The organism is Paenibacillus liaoningensis (genome assembly GCF_059609455.1).
On record NZ_JCAALU010000026.1, the window covers coordinates 21,156 to 36,565 of the forward strand.

Sequence of the window (15,410 nt, forward strand, 5' to 3'; positions counted from 1 at the left end):
TTCAATCGATAAAGATCTTATAGGCAAATTATCTTCTGCCCGTCTTCTTATCGTCATCATGACCTTTGTACGTACGAGTTGGTGCAAACTCACCAAGCTTGTGTCCAACCATATCTTCCGTTACGTATACTGGCACGTGCTTGCGACCGTCATAAACGCCGAAAGTGTGACCAATGAATTGTGGGAAAATTGTCGAGCGACGGGACCAAGTTTTGACCACGACTTTTTTGTTTGCTTCATTCAAATCCTCGACTTTTTTGAGCAGGTAACCGTCAATAAACGGCCCTTTTTTCAAACTGCGACCCATTTGGAGTCCTCCCTTCGCGGAAACATAGCGTGACTCAAGGTCACGCAGCTTCTATTAAGCAGTTATTACTTCGTACGACGACGAATAATATATTGGCTCGAAGCTTTTTTCTTCTTGCGGGTTTTGTAACCAAGTGTTGGTTTGCCCCAAGGAGACATTGGCGATTTACGACCGATCGGAGCGCGACCTTCACCACCACCGTGTGGGTGATCGTTAGGGTTCATTACTACGCCGCGGACTTCTGGACGTCTGTTCATCCAACGGGAACGGCCGGCTTTACCGATTTTCACGAGTTCGTGATCTTCGTTACCAACAGAACCGATTGTTGCACGACAAGTTTTCAGAATGCGACGAACCTCACCGGAAGAAAGACGGATCGATACGTAAACTTCTTCTTTACCAAGAAGCTGAGCTTCTGTACCAGCAGCACGAACCAATTGTCCGCCTTTGCCTGGTTGCAATTCAATGTTGTGGATAACCGAACCAACAGGAATGTTACCAAGTGGAAGAGTGTTACCTACTTTGATATCAGCAGTAGGGCCGGACATTACTTGATCTCCAACTTTAAGACCTTTAGGAGCGATAATGTAGGCTTTCTCACCGTCAGCGTAGTGGATTAGAGCGATGTTGGAAGTACGGTTCGGATCGTATTCGATCGTTGCCACTTTACCAGCAATTCCATCCTTAAGACGCTTGAAGTCGATAATCCGATATTTACGTTTGTGTCCGCCGCCTTGATGACGAACCGTAATTTTACCTTGGTTGTTACGACCAGCTTTTTTGAAAAGTGGTGCTAGCAACGATTTCTCCGGTGTGTCTGTTGTGATCTCTTCGAAAGTCGAGACCGACATACCACGACGTGCAGGAGAGGTCGGTTTATACTTTTTAATTGGCACTTGAATTTCCTCCTTTTCTAAACAGACGTTTCAAAGAACTCAAGTTCTTTGCTATCATCGCTCAGTTGAACGATTGCTTTTTTCCATTCGGATCTATAACCGCTATATTTACCATAGCGCTTAGGTTTACCAGCAACACGCATTGTGTTAACGCTAGTAACCTTAACTTTGAAAATTTGCTCAATAGCGTTTTTGATTTCTGTTTTGTTAGAGCGAAGATCAACTTCGAACACGTAACGTTTGGAAACCATGTATTCGCTAGTACGTTCTGTAATAACAGGACGTTTAATAATATCGCGAGGGTTTTTCATTACGCAAACACCTCCTGTACTTTCTCTACAGCATCTTTAGTGATGATGAGCTTGTCATATACAAGTACATCCAGAACATTAATGCCGTCAGCTGCGACGAATTTCACACCTGGGATGTTACGAGCAGACAATGCTACATTGTCATCATAGCTAGGCAAAACAACAAGCGCTTTACGAGCCACTTTCAGATTGTTCAGAATCGCTACGAATTCTTTCGTCTTAGGAGTCGAGAACGACAATTGATCAAGAACGATAATTTCGTTAGCGATCACCTTCGAAGATAGAGCCGATTTGATTGCCAAACGGCGAACTTTCTTAGGAAGCTTGAAACCGTAAGAGCGTGGAGTCGGTCCAAATACTGTACCGCCGCCAACCCATTGCGGGGAGCGAATGCTACCTTGACGAGCACGGCCAGTTCCTTTTTGTTTCCAAGGTTTACGACCGCCACCACGTACTTCAGAGCGTCCTTTAGTTTTGTGAGTACCTGCACGCTCAGCAGCTTGCTGAAGCGTAACAGCGCTGTGTAGAACGTGTTTATTAGGCTCGATACCGAAAACGCTATCTGCCAATTCAACCTCGCCTACTTGCGAACCGCTCACATTGTATAATGATACTTTAGGCATTTATTGTTCCTCCTTTCTTCTAAGAATTTATTTCTTAACGGTAAGTTTAACTTTCACAAAACCGTTTTTAGGGCCTGGTACAGAACCTTTAACTAGCAACACGTTACGCTCAGCGTCTACGCGAATAACTTCAAGCTTTTGAATCGTGATAGCGTCAGTACCCATGTGACCTGGAAGGCGTTTGCCTTTCGGTACGCGGTTCGCTTGAATCGAACCCATGGAACCTGGACCGCGGTGGTAACGGGAACCGTGAGACATAGGACCCGTGCTTTGTCCCCAACGTTTAATAACGCCGGCAAAGCCTTTACCTTTAGAAATACCTGTTACGTCAACGAATTCGCCTTCTGCGAAAAGGTCAGCTTTAACCACTTGACCAACTTCGTAGTCACCCAATTGGATGCCGCGAATTTCACGAACGTAGCGCTTAGGAGTAGCTCCCGCTTTTTTAGCGTGGCCAATTTCCGGCTTAATAGTTCTGCTTTCTTTCTTGTCGGCAAAACCGAGTTGAACAGCTTCGTAACCATCAGTTTCCTGGTCTTTCTTCTGCAAAACGACACATGGTCCAGCTTCGATAACAGTAACCGGAATTACATTACCTTCAGCAGTAAACACTTGAGTCATTCCAAGTTTTTTACCTAAGATACCTTTCATGTTGACACCTCATTTCCCTTCTATATCACATATACTGGTGTTGCTTTTACAGTTTGATTTCGATATCTACACCGGATGGTAAATCCAGGCGCATCAACGCATCAACCGTTTGCGGCGTAGGGTTAACAATGTCGATCAAGCGTTTATGTGTACGCATTTCGAATTGCTCCCTGGAATCCTTGTACTTGTGCACCGCACGGAGAATGGTGATGATTTGCTTTTCCGTTGGAAGCGGAATCGGCCCGGAAACACTCGCTCCGGAACGTTTTGCAGTTTCCACAATTTTCTCTGCGGATTGATCAAGAATCCTGTGATCGTACGCTTTCAAGCGAATACGAATCTTTTGCTTTGCCATATAAGTCCCTCCTTCTATCGCCCAATTTATTATCGGACATACTCCATGAGAAAACCCGGCACATGCCCCATGGCAAAGGGGCCGGGTGTGTCGGCAACCTCTCACATCATCGCAACGTCACAGACCAACAGACATTATTATAACGAAATGAATAGGCAAATGCAAGCAGAACTTTGCTTTCATGCTATTTTCAATTAAATTAGTGGTCTTTCATCCTTTTAGGCAAGAATATAGCGCCTTTTAGGTTATTAGCTTCGACACATTGCCCGCTTCATAAACAAAACGATTGCTGTGCCTTCTATATATAATAGAAGAAACTCACCTGAATACCTTCAACTAACGGCTGCAAACCGCTAAAACAGCAGAAGATCGCTCTTCTATCCGTACATCGGCAAGCTTTCACCCATGACCCGATAGAAAAGCGATCTTCTTTGCTTTATGGACAATGCGTTACTACTACTCTACTCACTAAACTTTACTCTATACTTATTAACCTAGCACAATCCGGTCGTCAGCCAGCTTCTTGCCGCTAATTTGCTCAAACTCGTTAAGCAGCTGCGCTACCGTGAGATCCTTTTTGCGGTGTTCATTTACATCGAGAATAATACGACCCTTGTCCATCATAATAAGACGGTTGCCTAGACGGATCGCCTGCTCCATATTATGCGTCACCATCAGCGTCGTCAGCTTCATCTCGTGTACAAGCGAATCCGTGAGCGCTGTAATCAGTTCTGCACGCGAAGGATCAAGCGCCGCCGTGTGCTCATCAAGCAGCAATATCTGCGGCTTCGTAAAGGTCGCCATCAACAGGCTAAGCGCTTGCCGCTCTCCACCGGACAAAAGTCCAACCTTCGCGCCCAAGCGATTCTCAAGCCCAATGCCGAGCCTAGAAAGCTGCTCCTTGAAAAAAGCACGCTTGGCTGGCGTCACACCTATCAATAGTGTACGTGGCTTGCCTCTTTTATAGGCCATAGCCAGGTTTTCCTCAATCGTCATGCGCGGCGCTGTACCCGCCATAGGATCTTGAAAGACTCTCCCAATCCACTTGCTGCGTTTAAATTCGGGCAGCAGTGTCATTTTATCCCCAGCTATTTCAACATCGCCGGTATCTGGACGCATGACTCCCGATATAATGTTCATTAAAGTAGACTTCCCTGCACCATTGCTTCCAATGACCGTTACAAAATCGCCCGGCATCAGATGCAGATTAATGTTAATCAAAGCTGTCTTTTCATCAACAGTTCCTGGATTAAACAGCTTGGACACTTTTGAAATGTTCAGCATTACTGCCCACCTCCACGTTGTACAGGATCAGTCAGCAGCTCCGCCGAGCGTTTGCGTGCCATTTTTTTCTGCTTAAACGATTTCTGAATGGTCGGAACGACAAGGGCAACAATAACGATTACCGCTGTAATCAGCTTTAAGTCAGAAGCTTTGAGCCACTCAACCCGATAGGCAATCGTAATGATGATCCGATACACAATGGAACCAAGAACAACCGCTAGCGTGGCCCAGAACACCTTCCGAGCTCCAAAAATAGCCTCGCCAATAATAACCGATGCCAAGCCGACGACGATAACGCCAATCCCCATTGAAATATCAGCAGCAGTTGACTGTTGTGCGAATAAGGCCCCAGACAAAGCAACAAGTGCATTGGATAGGGATATGCCGATAATTTTAGTCGTATCCGTGTTGGAGCCAAAGCTCCGAATCATCCGCTCATTATCTCCCGTTGCACGCAAGCTTAGCCCTAAGTCCGTATGCAGAAACAAATCCAGCAGCAGCTTGGTCACAATAACCACGATTACGACAATAACAAGTACGTTGCTAGTCGTAAAAATCGTATCCATCCCATATACCGACACATTCGGCTTGCCCATAATTCGCAGATTAATGGAATAAAGGGCAATCATCATAATAATGCCGGAGAGCAGCCCATTTATTTTGCCTTTCGTATGCAAAAGCCCGGTAATGGCTCCCGCAGCCGCACCACCGCCAAAAGCAGCAATAGTAGCCACCCAAGGAGACATGCCATTCGTTATCAAAATCATTGCAATGCCGCCGCCTGTAGTAAAGCTGCCTTCCACGGTCAAATCGGGAAAATCTAATATCCGATACGTAATGTAGACGCCTAGCGCCATCAACGCATAAATTAAGCCAAGCTCAATTGCACCAGGCATCGATTTCAACAAACTAAGCAATAGGAAACCTCCTCATGAAAAACGGGCCAATTGTAAACGGCTACTGCCGTCTAATGGCGACAATAGCCGTTACGTTACTTTTTTAAAAAAATCCCGTTAAGTTGCGAACTATTCAATAATGTTGGAAGCAGCATCCTTGACTTGATTTTTCATCTCGTCGGTTACCGTAATGCCTTGTTCCTTAGCTGCCTTCATGTTCAAAATTAGATCCAGCTTGTCCGGCACCGTTACTTTCATCTCGCCCGGCTTCTTGCCGTTTTTCAAAATATCCACAGCCATTTGGCCTACTTGGTATCCATGATCATAATATTTGAAGCCAATAGTTGCAAAGGCACCACGCTCAACCGTATCACGATCACTTGCGAAAAACGGAAGGTCATTATCATTAGCTACTTTAATCAATGTATCCAGACTGCTCACTACTGAATTATCCAATGTAATATACAGTGCATCTACTTTACCCACAAGGGAAGCAGCTGCCTGCTGTACTTCTGATGTGTTACTCACAGCTGCACGAACGAGCTTAATATCATGCTTAGCGAGCGCTTCTTCTGCAATTTTAGCCATAACCACTGCATTAGGCTCACCTTCGTTAATGACAAGGCCAACATTTTTCACATTCGAAAAATTAGCAGCTACAAAGTCCATAAGCTCTGTAATTGCTGCTGGATTTGTATCCGACGCTCCTGAAACAAGACCGCCTGGCGCATCAAGATTTGTAACGAGTTTCGAATCAATCGGATCGGTAACAGCTGCGAACAGCACAGGACGATCAGTCACTTCTTTCACAAGCGCTTGTGCTGATGGTGTAGCAATACCTAACGCCAAATCACTTTTATCAGCCGCGATCTTTTGAGCTAACGTTTGGTTGTTCGCTTGATCTGCTTGAGCCGTATTAAAATCAATGGTCAAATTTTGACCTTCAACCAAACCCGCATCCTTCAAGGCAGCGATAAATCCTTCTCTTGTTGCATCAAGCGATGGATGCTCTACATATTGCGAGATCGAAATTTTATAATTCTCTTTCGCCCCACTGTCCGTTGCTTCAGCAGAACTGCTTGGTGCAGTTGAAGCCTGCTCCCCTGTATTGCCGTTTCCTTTGTTGCCCCCACATGCTGAAATGACCAAAACGAGTACCAGCATTAATCCTACCCACATATTTTTTCTCATCTTCTATAAAACCTCCCCTACATAATAAGCTGCTTCTGTCTTACGTTCCCATAAGGTTTCCCTCTATCGCAGCTGTATACATCTTCTCTCATATTAAAGGCGATGCAGCAGCCCCGTCAATGACTTGTCCATGGAAAATAAAAAACCTCTCACCGAGGTGAGAGGTTTGATTCGAGCGCGGCTTAAAGCCGCACGCGATTATTTTTGGATAGTTGCTACAGCGCCAGCGCCTACAGTACGGCCGCCTTCACGGATGGAGAAACGAGTTCCCTCTTCAACCGCGATTGGAGCGATAAGCTCAACAGTAACTGTGATGTTGTCGCCAGGCATAACCATTTCAGTACCTTCTGGCAGGTTGATGATACCAGTAACGTCAGTTGTACGGAAGTAGAACTGTGGACGGTATCCAGTGAAGAAAGGCTTGTGACGGCCACCCTCTTCTTTAGTCAGAACGTAGATTTGTGCAGTGAAGTTAGTGTGTGGTTTAACCGAACCCGGTTTAGCCAATACTTGTCCACGCTCAATATCTTTACGGTCTACACCACGAAGCAATGCGCCAACGTTGTCGCCTGCTTGAGCGGAGTCAAGCAATTTACGGAACATTTCAACGCCTGTTACTACGGATTTGCGGGACTCTTCAGCAAGACCGATAATTTCGATCTCGTCGCCTACTTTGATAACGCCACGCTCAACACGGCCAGTTGCTACTGTACCACGGCCAGTGATTGTGAATACGTCCTCGACAGGCATAAGGAAAGGTTTCGCAACATCGCGCTCAGGAGTTGGGATGTAAGTATCAACTTGCTCGAAGAGCTCGATGATTTTTTCAGCCCAAGGACCATCAGGGTTTTGCAGAGCTTCACGAGCAGCACCGCGGATGATTGGAGTGTCGTCGCCTGGGAACTCATACTCGGAAAGAAGGTCGCGAACTTCCATCTCAACCAGTTCAAGAAGCTCTTCGTCTTCAACCATGTCGCATTTGTTCAGGAATACAACGATGTAAGGAACGCCAACTTGCTTGGACAGCAAGATGTGCTCACGAGTTTGTGGCATAGGGCCATCAGCTGCGGAAACTACTAGGATTGCTCCGTCCATTTGTGCAGCACCAGTGATCATGTTTTTTACATAGTCGGCGTGACCTGGGCAGTCAACGTGAGCGTAGTGACGAGCTGGCGTCTCATACTCAACGTGAGCTGTCGAGATCGTGATACCGCGCTCGCGCTCTTCTGGAGCTTTATCGATTTGGTCAAAAGCGATAGCAGCACCGCCGTATTTTTTGGAAAGTACAGTAGTGATTGCTGCAGTCAGAGTCGTTTTACCGTGATCGACGTGACCAATAGTACCGATATTAACGTGCGGTTTGTTACGTTCAAATTTAGCTTTTCCCATTGAACTTAATCCTCCTCAATATTTAAAAGGTTTTATATAGTGGCTGAACACTTGCTTGCTTAGCAAGCTGTAATGCCAACCGGAGTAAAAAAGACTAACCTAGACAAAAGCAAACATTATTCGCCTTTGTTTTTAGCAATAATCTCTTCAGCAATCGATTTAGGAACTTCTTCATAGTGAGAAAGCTCCATCGAGAATACACCGCGTCCTTGTGTACCGGAACGAAGTGTTGTGGAATAACCGAACATCTCGGAGAGAGGCACCTTAGCACGGATAATTTGCGCGCCTGCGCGAGTATCCATACCTTCAATGCGACCACGACGGGAGTTCAACATACCCATTACATCGCCCATGTACTCTTCAGGAACAGTAACTTCAACCTTCATGATTGGCTCAAGCAGAACTGGCTTACATTTTTCTTTGGCAGCTTTAAGCGCCATCGAACCTGCAATTTTAAACGCCATCTCCGAGGAGTCAACATCATGATAAGATCCGTCGAAAACAATCGCTTTAACATCAACGAGCGGGAAACCAGCGATAACGCCGTTTTTCATCGACTCTTCGATACCAGCTTGGATTGGAGCGATAAATTCACGAGGAATCGATCCACCCACAACTTTGTTTTCGAACACGAAGCCTTCACCCGGCTCTTGTGGAACGAATTCAACCCAGCAATGGCCATATTGACCTTTACCACCGGATTGACGTACGAATTTACCTTCGACTTTTGCAGCTTGACGGAACGTCTCACGATAAGCAACTTGAGGCTTACCAACGTTTGTCTCAACCTTAAATTCGCGAAGCATACGGTCAACTAGAATCTCAAGGTGAAGCTCACCCATACCAGAGATAATCGTTTGGTTTGTTTCTTCATCCGTATGCGCACGGAATGTAGGATCTTCTTCCGCAAGCTTGGAAATCGCGATACCGAGTTTGTCTTGGTCAGCTTTCGTTTTTGGTTCGATAGCAACCGAGATAACTGGCTCAGGGAAATTCATCGACTCAAGAATAATCGGATGTTTTTCATCGCAAAGCGTGTCACCTGTAATGGTATCTTTCAAACCAACTGCAGCTGCGATATCTCCGGAGTAAACTTCGGAAATCTCTTGACGGCTGTTCGCATGCATTTGCAGAATCCGACCAATACGCTCACGTTTGTTCTTTGTACCATTCAGAACATACGAACCGGATTTCAGGACGCCAGAATACACACGGAAGAACGTCAATCTACCTACATAAGGATCCGTCATGATTTTGAATGCCAGAGCCGAGAACGGTTCTGAATCCGAAGATTGACGAATTTCCTCACTACCGTCATCAAGCATACCTTTAATAGCTGGTACATCAAGTGGCGATGGAAGGTAGTCAACAACAGCATCCAACATCATTTGAACGCCTTTGTTACGGTACGAGGAGCCAACGATAACTGGGAAGATTTTAACTTCACAAACGCCTTTACGAAGCGCTGCTTTAATTTCTGGAATTGTAATTTCTTCGCCTTCCAGATATTTCATCGTTAATTCTTCGTCCAGCTCGGCAACTTTCTCGATCAATTCCGTACGGAGTTCTTCGACTTGGTCGGCGTACTCAGCAGGAATTTCGATTTTCTCAGGATCTTTTCCGAGATCATCTTTGTATTTGTAAGCTACGCGTTCAACGATATCGATAACGCCTACGAAATCACTTTCAGCGCCAATCGGAATTTGAATCGCAACAGCATTTGCTTGTAGACGCTCGCGCATATCCTTGATAACGTTCAAGAAGTCTGCACCGATAATGTCCATTTTGTTGATATAAGCGATCCGAGGTACACCGTAACGGTCTGCTTGACGCCATACGGTTTCGGACTGAGGCTCAACGCCTTCTTTTGCACTGAAAACGCCAACTGCCCCGTCCAATACGCGGAGGGAACGTTCAACTTCTACTGTGAAGTCAACGTGTCCTGGGGTATCGATGATATTGATGCGGTGACCATCCCATTGAGCAGTCGTCGCGGCAGACGTAATCGTAATACCGCGCTCTTGCTCTTGTTCCATCCAGTCCATCGTAGCGGCGCCTTCATGCACCTCTCCGATTTTGTGAGTACGGCCTGTGTAGAACAAGATACGCTCAGTTGTAGTGGTTTTACCCGCATCGATATGCGCCATAATCCCGATATTCCGTGTATTTTTCAAGGAGAACTCTCTAGCCATGAACTGATCTCCTCTCATTAAATGAGATTATTTGTTGATTCAGCGTTAGCCGAATCCTACCAACGGTAGTGAGCAAACGCTCTGTTTGCTTCTGCCATTTTGTGTGTATCTTCGCGCTTCTTAACGGATGCACCAGTGTTATTGGAAGCATCAGTAATTTCAGCAGCCAAACGCTCTACCATCGTTTTCTCACCGCGGTTACGTGAGTAGTTCACGAGCCAACGGAGACCAAGCGATGTACGGCGCTCAGGTTTAACTTCGATCGGCACTTGATAGTTGGCACCGCCGACACGGCGTGCTTTAACCTCAAGTACTGGCATGATATTTTTCAAAGCTGCTTCGAACACTTCCATCGGATCTTTACCCGTGCGTTCTTGGATCAGTTTGAAGGCATCGTACAACAGCGTTTGAGCTGTTCCGCGTTTACCGTCGATCATAATGCGGTTGATGAGTCTCGTTACCAGTTTGCTATTGTAAACCGGATCCGGAAGCACATCGCGTTTTGTTACAGGACCTTTGCGTGGCATGAGAAAGTCCCCCTTTCTTGAATGATAATTTCATTAGTGGTAAAACCATTTTATTTCTTAACTTTAGGACGTTTAGCACCGTATTTCGAACGAGCTTGGTTACGGTTGTTAACACCCGCTGTATCCAAAGCGCCGCGAACGATATGATAACGTACACCCGGAAGGTCTTTTACCCGTCCGCCACGGATCAATACGACACTGTGCTCTTGAAGGTTATGTCCGATACCCGGAATGTAAGCTGTAACCTCTACGCGGTTAGTCAAACGTACACGCGCGTATTTACGAAGTGCAGAGTTCGGTTTTTTCGGAGTCATTGTACCTACACGAGTGCACACACCGCGTTTTTGCGGAGCACTGATGTTTGTAGCTTCACGTTTCAAGGCGTTGAAACCTTTTTGCAAAGCTGGCGATTTCGATTTTACGACTTTAGCTTGGCGTCCTTTACGGACTAGCTGGTTAATTGTTGGCATGTTGCCACCCCCTTCCGTTATTCATGTCATTTAATATGGTAGACATTACACCTAATTTTAAAGCCCACAGATCCAGGTGGTTCATAAAAGAACAAATAAAAATTCTTACCAGTCCATCATCAGGTTGAAGTTGCACCAGCAAAAATGCTTTTTTCCTTTATTCATCATCGGTTACGAGCGCTGCCATAGCAGCTCCGACATCAATTCCACAGGTTTTCCCAAGGTCTTGCATCGTTTCTACCCATTTGACCGGGATACTCGACCGCTCACACAAATGAATGACTTTCTCTTTCATTCGCGGATCTGCATCTTGAGCAATGTAGACTTCGACTGCTTTATCTTGCTCAAGCATCTTCGTCGTCTGTTTCGCGCCAACTTTAAACTGCATGGAATCACCTATCCTTTAGCGGTAGAAGATCACACAATTAGGCACACTTCGATATAGTATCACCTGTACACCTAGAGTGTCAAGTAGCTTTATCAGAAAAACCGCAAATGCTAGACATTACCTCTTCTGAAAAGCTGCCATAGACTCGATGTACGCATACGCAGGCAGCTTCCCCTCAATTACTAGGGGAGGCCGCCGCCGCATGCATGCTTCAAGCTTTAGTCAACGGTAACTGCTTCTGATTCCAGTTCGCCTTGGTTTACAACAGTTTCCTGTTCATCCTCAAGTCCTACCAGACGGATATTGCGATAACGCGGCATACCCGTACCAGCTGGAATCAACTTACCGATAATAACATTTTCCTTCAGACCAAGCAATTGATCGACTTTGCCTTTAATAGCAGCGTCAGTCAAGACGCGAGTCGTTTCTTGGAAAGAAGCTGCCGACAAGAACGAATCCGTCTCAAGAGACGCTTTCGTAATACCGAGCAATACCGGTTTGGCTACTGCTGGCTCTTTATCAGCAAAGATCGCTTCGCGGTTGGCAGATTCATATTCATGAATGTCTACGAATGCGCCTGGCAGAAGCTTCGTTTCTCCCGCATCAACGATACGGATTTTGCGGAGCATTTGCTTAACCATGACTTCAATGTGCTTGTCATTGATTTCTACCCCTTGGTTCCGGTAGACGCGCTGTACTTCCTGCAAAATATAGTTTTGAACGCCGCGGATGCCTTTAATCCGAAGCATATCTTTAGGGTCAATCGAACCATCTGTCAGCTCGTCGCCGGCTTCAAGATGCTGACCTTTTACAACACGGATACGCGAACCGTAAGTGATCGCATAAGTTTTGGATTCCGCTTCACCTTGAACTTCGATTTCACGGCGATCCTTCGCTTCACGAATTTCTTTGACCACACCGTCAAGCTCGGTGATAATCGCTTGACCTTTCGGATTACGCGCCTCGAAAAGCTCCTGGATACGCGGCAAACCTTGCGTAATATCGTCTCCGGCAACACCGCCGGTATGGAATGTACGCATCGTGAGCTGTGTTCCTGGCTCACCGATGGATTGAGCGGCAATGATACCTACTGCTTCACCGATTTCAACATGCTTGCCTGTTGCCAGGTTGCGGCCATAACAAGTTTTACATACGCCATGACGAGCGCGGCAGCTAAGCACGGAGCGGATTTGCAGTTTTTCAATACCCGCATCAATAATCGCATCGGCTCTGTTCGAGTCAATCAGATCATTGCGGCTGACGATAACTTCGCCAGTCTTCGGATGACGAACCGTCTCGAAAGCGTAACGGCCTTCAATACGATCGTACAGATCCTCAATAACCTCTTTACCGTCTTGAATTTTGCTCACGGAGAAGCCTTTATCGGTTCCGCAATCTTCTTCACGAACGATAACGTCTTGTGCAACGTCAACGAGCCTACGAGTCAGGTAACCGGAGTCAGCTGTACGAAGAGCTGTATCCGCGAGACCTTTCCGCGCTCCATGCGTCGAGATGAAGTACTCGAGTACCGTCAGACCTTCGCGGAAGTTCGATTTGATTGGCAACTCGATAATCCGGCCCGATGGGTTGGCCATCAGACCACGCATACCGCCCAACTGGGTGATTTGCGATTTGTTACCCCGTGCCTTCGAATCAACCATGAGCATAATGTTGTTGTAACGATCCATGGACTTCATCAAAATTTCCGTCAGCTCGTCTTTACATTTGCTCCAAATGCTAATAATCCGGTCATAACGCTCTTCGTTCGTAATCAGACCACGACGGTACTGATTCATAACGATAGCAACCTGATCATCCGATTTCTTAAGAAGCTCTGTTTTCTCCGGCGGCACGATAACGTCCGATACGGCGATCGTAATACCTGCACGCGTGGAGTAAGTGAAGCCGAGCTGCTTGATACGGTCAAGGATGACAGCCGTCAGCGTCGTATGGTAGTTTCTGAAGCACTCAGCAATAATATTACCAAGATAATCTTTACCTACACCGCCTGCTATCGGCAATTCTTCAATGATTTTTTTCAAATCACTGCCTTTTTCGTATACAAAATATTTATCCGGCGTACCGTTCAACAGGTTCGTTTTCGTAGCCTCGTTGATATACGGGAAATCTTCCGGGAAAATTTCGTTGAAAATAACTTTACCAACCGTCGTTGACATCAACGACTGCTGTTGTTTTTCGGTGAACACAGTCTTTTTCAAGACTTTCACCGGAATAAAGATCCGTGCATGCAGCGAAACAATACCGCGTTGGTACGCCGATACCGCTTCATTCACCGTTGCAAATACCGAACCCGTACCATGCGCTTCCTTGTTGTCCATCGTCAGATAGTAACTGCCGAGAACCATATCCTGAGAAGGCGTAACGACTGGCTTGCCGTCTTTAGGGTTCAAAATGTTGCCCGATGCAAGCATGAGCAAGCGAGCTTCCGCTTGTGCTTCTGCAGACAAAGGTACGTGAACGGCCATTTGGTCACCGTCGAAATCCGCGTTATAAGCGGTACATACGAGCGGGTGAAGCTTGATGGCACGGCCTTCAACCAAAATCGGCTCAAATGCTTGAATACCGAGTCTGTGAAGGGTCGGGGCACGGTTAAGAAGAACCGGGTGCTCCTTAATTACTTCTTCAAGAACATCCCATACTTCAGGGCTTACGCGCTCAACTTTGCGCTTCGCGCTCTTAATGTTGTGCGCAAGTCCTTTGTTGACGAGTTCTTTCATAACGAATGGCTTAAACAGCTCAAGCGCCATTTCCTTCGGAAGTCCGCATTGGAACATCTTCAGGTTCGGTCCTACTACGATAACGGAACGGCCAGAGTAATCGACACGTTTACCGAGCAAGTTTTGACGGAAACGTCCTTGCTTACCTTTAAGCATATGGCTGAGCGATTTGAGCGGACGGTTACCCGGTCCAGTCACTGGACGACCACGACGGCCGTTATCAATCAGCGCATCAACTGCTTCTTGAAGCATACGTTTCTCATTTTGCACGATAATGTCAGGAGCACCCAGATCAAGCAGGCGCTTTAGACGGTTGTTACGGTTGATTACACGACGGTACAGGTCATTAAGGTCAGACGTTGCAAAACGTCCGCCATCCAGTTGTACCATCGGGCGAAGCTCAGGAGGGATAACTGGAAGCACATCGAGAATCATCCATTCCGGCTCATTGCCAGAATTGCGGAATGCTTCGATAACTTCAAGACGCTTGATCGCACGGTTACGGCGTTGGCCCTGAGCCGTACGAAGCTCTTCTTTAAGCTGTTCCAGCTCTTTCTCCACTTCAATGTCCTGCAGCAGTTTTTTGACTGCTTCAGCACCCATTCCAGCGTGGAAGCCGTAGCCATATTTCTCACGGTAGCTGCGGTATTCCTTTTCGGACAGCAGCTGCTTTTTCTCCAGCGGCGTATCACCAGGATCAGTTACAACATAAGATGCAAAGTAGATGATCTCCTCAAGCGAACGAGGCGACATATCCAATGCCAAGCCCATGCGGCTAGGAATCCCTTTGAAATACCAGATATGGGATACAGGAGCTGCAAGCTCAATATGTCCCATACGCTCACGGCGAACTTTCGCACGTGTTACTTCAACGCCACAGCGATCACAGACGACGCCTTTATAGCGAACGCGCTTGTACTTGCCGCAGTGACACTCCCAGTCTTTGGTAGGACCAAAAATTTTCTCGCAGAAGAGGCCTTCCTTCTCCGGTTTTAACGTCCTATAGTTGATCGTTTCCGGCTTTTTAACTTCTCCGCGGGACCAGGAACGAATTTTCTCAGGCGAGGCAAGCCCAATTTTCATATACTCGAAGTTGTTCACGTCCAACAAGGAGCAACCCTCCTTCGTCATGTATGGCTATTTCATGCATACTAGCGGCTGCGTATTCGCTAGAAGCGTACACGCAGCTGGG

Annotated in this window: 15 protein-coding genes; all 15 read right to left on the minus strand. The window is 46.5% G+C overall.

What is annotated here, in order from left to right:
- Positions 1 to 28: 28 nt before the first annotated feature.
- Positions 29 to 307: a 30S ribosomal protein S19 gene (gene rpsS / locus AC6B99_RS30525; protein WP_046234230.1), complete on the minus strand. Its 279-nt coding sequence runs from the start codon at positions 305 to 307 to the stop codon at positions 29 to 31.
- 65 nt (positions 308 to 372) lie between these two features.
- The gene (rplB, locus tag AC6B99_RS30530; protein ID WP_056035796.1) at positions 373 to 1,203 is read right to left on the minus strand and encodes a 50S ribosomal protein L2; all 831 of its coding nucleotides are present in this window, start codon (positions 1,201 to 1,203) and stop codon (positions 373 to 375) included.
- A gap of 17 nt (positions 1,204 to 1,220) precedes the next feature.
- Positions 1,221 to 1,514 carry a 50S ribosomal protein L23 gene (gene rplW, locus AC6B99_RS30535; RefSeq protein WP_046234228.1) on the minus strand — a complete coding sequence of 98 codons (294 nt, stop codon included), beginning with the start codon at positions 1,512 to 1,514 and terminating at the stop codon, positions 1,221 to 1,223.
- A complete protein-coding gene (gene rplD, locus AC6B99_RS30540) occupies positions 1,514 to 2,137 on the minus strand; it encodes a 50S ribosomal protein L4 (RefSeq protein WP_056035794.1) in 624 nt (207 codons plus the stop codon). The genes rplW and rplD overlap by 1 nt, the downstream gene beginning before the upstream one ends.
- Before the next feature lie 27 nt (positions 2,138 to 2,164).
- Positions 2,165 to 2,788: a 50S ribosomal protein L3 gene (gene rplC / locus AC6B99_RS30545; RefSeq protein WP_056035792.1), complete on the minus strand. Its 624-nt coding sequence runs from the start codon at positions 2,786 to 2,788 to the stop codon at positions 2,165 to 2,167.
- Positions 2,789 to 2,834: 46 nt separating this feature from the next.
- Positions 2,835 to 3,143 (minus strand): 30S ribosomal protein S10, encoded by a 309-nt coding sequence (rpsJ, locus tag AC6B99_RS30550; RefSeq protein WP_046234225.1) that lies wholly within the window; start codon positions 3,141 to 3,143, stop codon positions 2,835 to 2,837.
- A 489-nt stretch (positions 3,144 to 3,632) separates the two neighbouring features.
- Positions 3,633 to 4,427 carry an ABC transporter ATP-binding protein gene (locus tag AC6B99_RS30555; RefSeq protein ID WP_496664937.1) on the minus strand — a complete coding sequence of 265 codons (795 nt, stop codon included), beginning with the start codon at positions 4,425 to 4,427 and terminating at the stop codon, positions 3,633 to 3,635.
- Complete coding sequence (locus tag AC6B99_RS30560) at positions 4,427 to 5,344, minus strand: ABC transporter permease (protein ID WP_056035785.1); 918 nt, start codon at positions 5,342 to 5,344, stop codon at positions 4,427 to 4,429. The genes AC6B99_RS30555 and AC6B99_RS30560 overlap by 1 nt, the downstream gene beginning before the upstream one ends.
- 108 nt (positions 5,345 to 5,452) lie before the next feature.
- The gene (locus AC6B99_RS30565) at positions 5,453 to 6,514 is read right to left on the minus strand and encodes an ABC transporter substrate-binding protein (protein WP_496664938.1); all 1,062 of its coding nucleotides are present in this window, start codon (positions 6,512 to 6,514) and stop codon (positions 5,453 to 5,455) included.
- 198 nt (positions 6,515 to 6,712) lie between these two features.
- The gene (gene tuf, locus AC6B99_RS30570; protein ID WP_056035781.1) at positions 6,713 to 7,903 is read right to left on the minus strand and encodes an elongation factor Tu; all 1,191 of its coding nucleotides are present in this window, start codon (positions 7,901 to 7,903) and stop codon (positions 6,713 to 6,715) included.
- A gap of 116 nt (positions 7,904 to 8,019) precedes the next feature.
- Positions 8,020 to 10,095: an elongation factor G gene (fusA, locus tag AC6B99_RS30575; protein WP_056035778.1), complete on the minus strand. Its 2,076-nt coding sequence runs from the start codon at positions 10,093 to 10,095 to the stop codon at positions 8,020 to 8,022.
- 56 nt (positions 10,096 to 10,151) lie between these two features.
- A complete protein-coding gene (rpsG, locus tag AC6B99_RS30580; RefSeq protein ID WP_046234219.1) occupies positions 10,152 to 10,622 on the minus strand; it encodes a 30S ribosomal protein S7 in 471 nt (156 codons plus the stop codon).
- Positions 10,623 to 10,672: 50 nt separating this feature from the next.
- Positions 10,673 to 11,092: a 30S ribosomal protein S12 gene (gene rpsL, locus AC6B99_RS30585; RefSeq protein WP_046234218.1), complete on the minus strand. Its 420-nt coding sequence runs from the start codon at positions 11,090 to 11,092 to the stop codon at positions 10,673 to 10,675.
- A 157-nt stretch (positions 11,093 to 11,249) separates the two neighbouring features.
- A complete protein-coding gene (locus AC6B99_RS30590; RefSeq protein WP_056035776.1) occupies positions 11,250 to 11,480 on the minus strand; it encodes a ribosomal L7Ae/L30e/S12e/Gadd45 family protein in 231 nt (76 codons plus the stop codon).
- 218 nt (positions 11,481 to 11,698) lie between these two features.
- Positions 11,699 to 15,328 (minus strand): DNA-directed RNA polymerase subunit beta', encoded by a 3,630-nt coding sequence (rpoC, locus tag AC6B99_RS30595; protein WP_046234216.1) that lies wholly within the window; start codon positions 15,326 to 15,328, stop codon positions 11,699 to 11,701.
- Positions 15,329 to 15,410 lie beyond the last annotated feature (82 nt).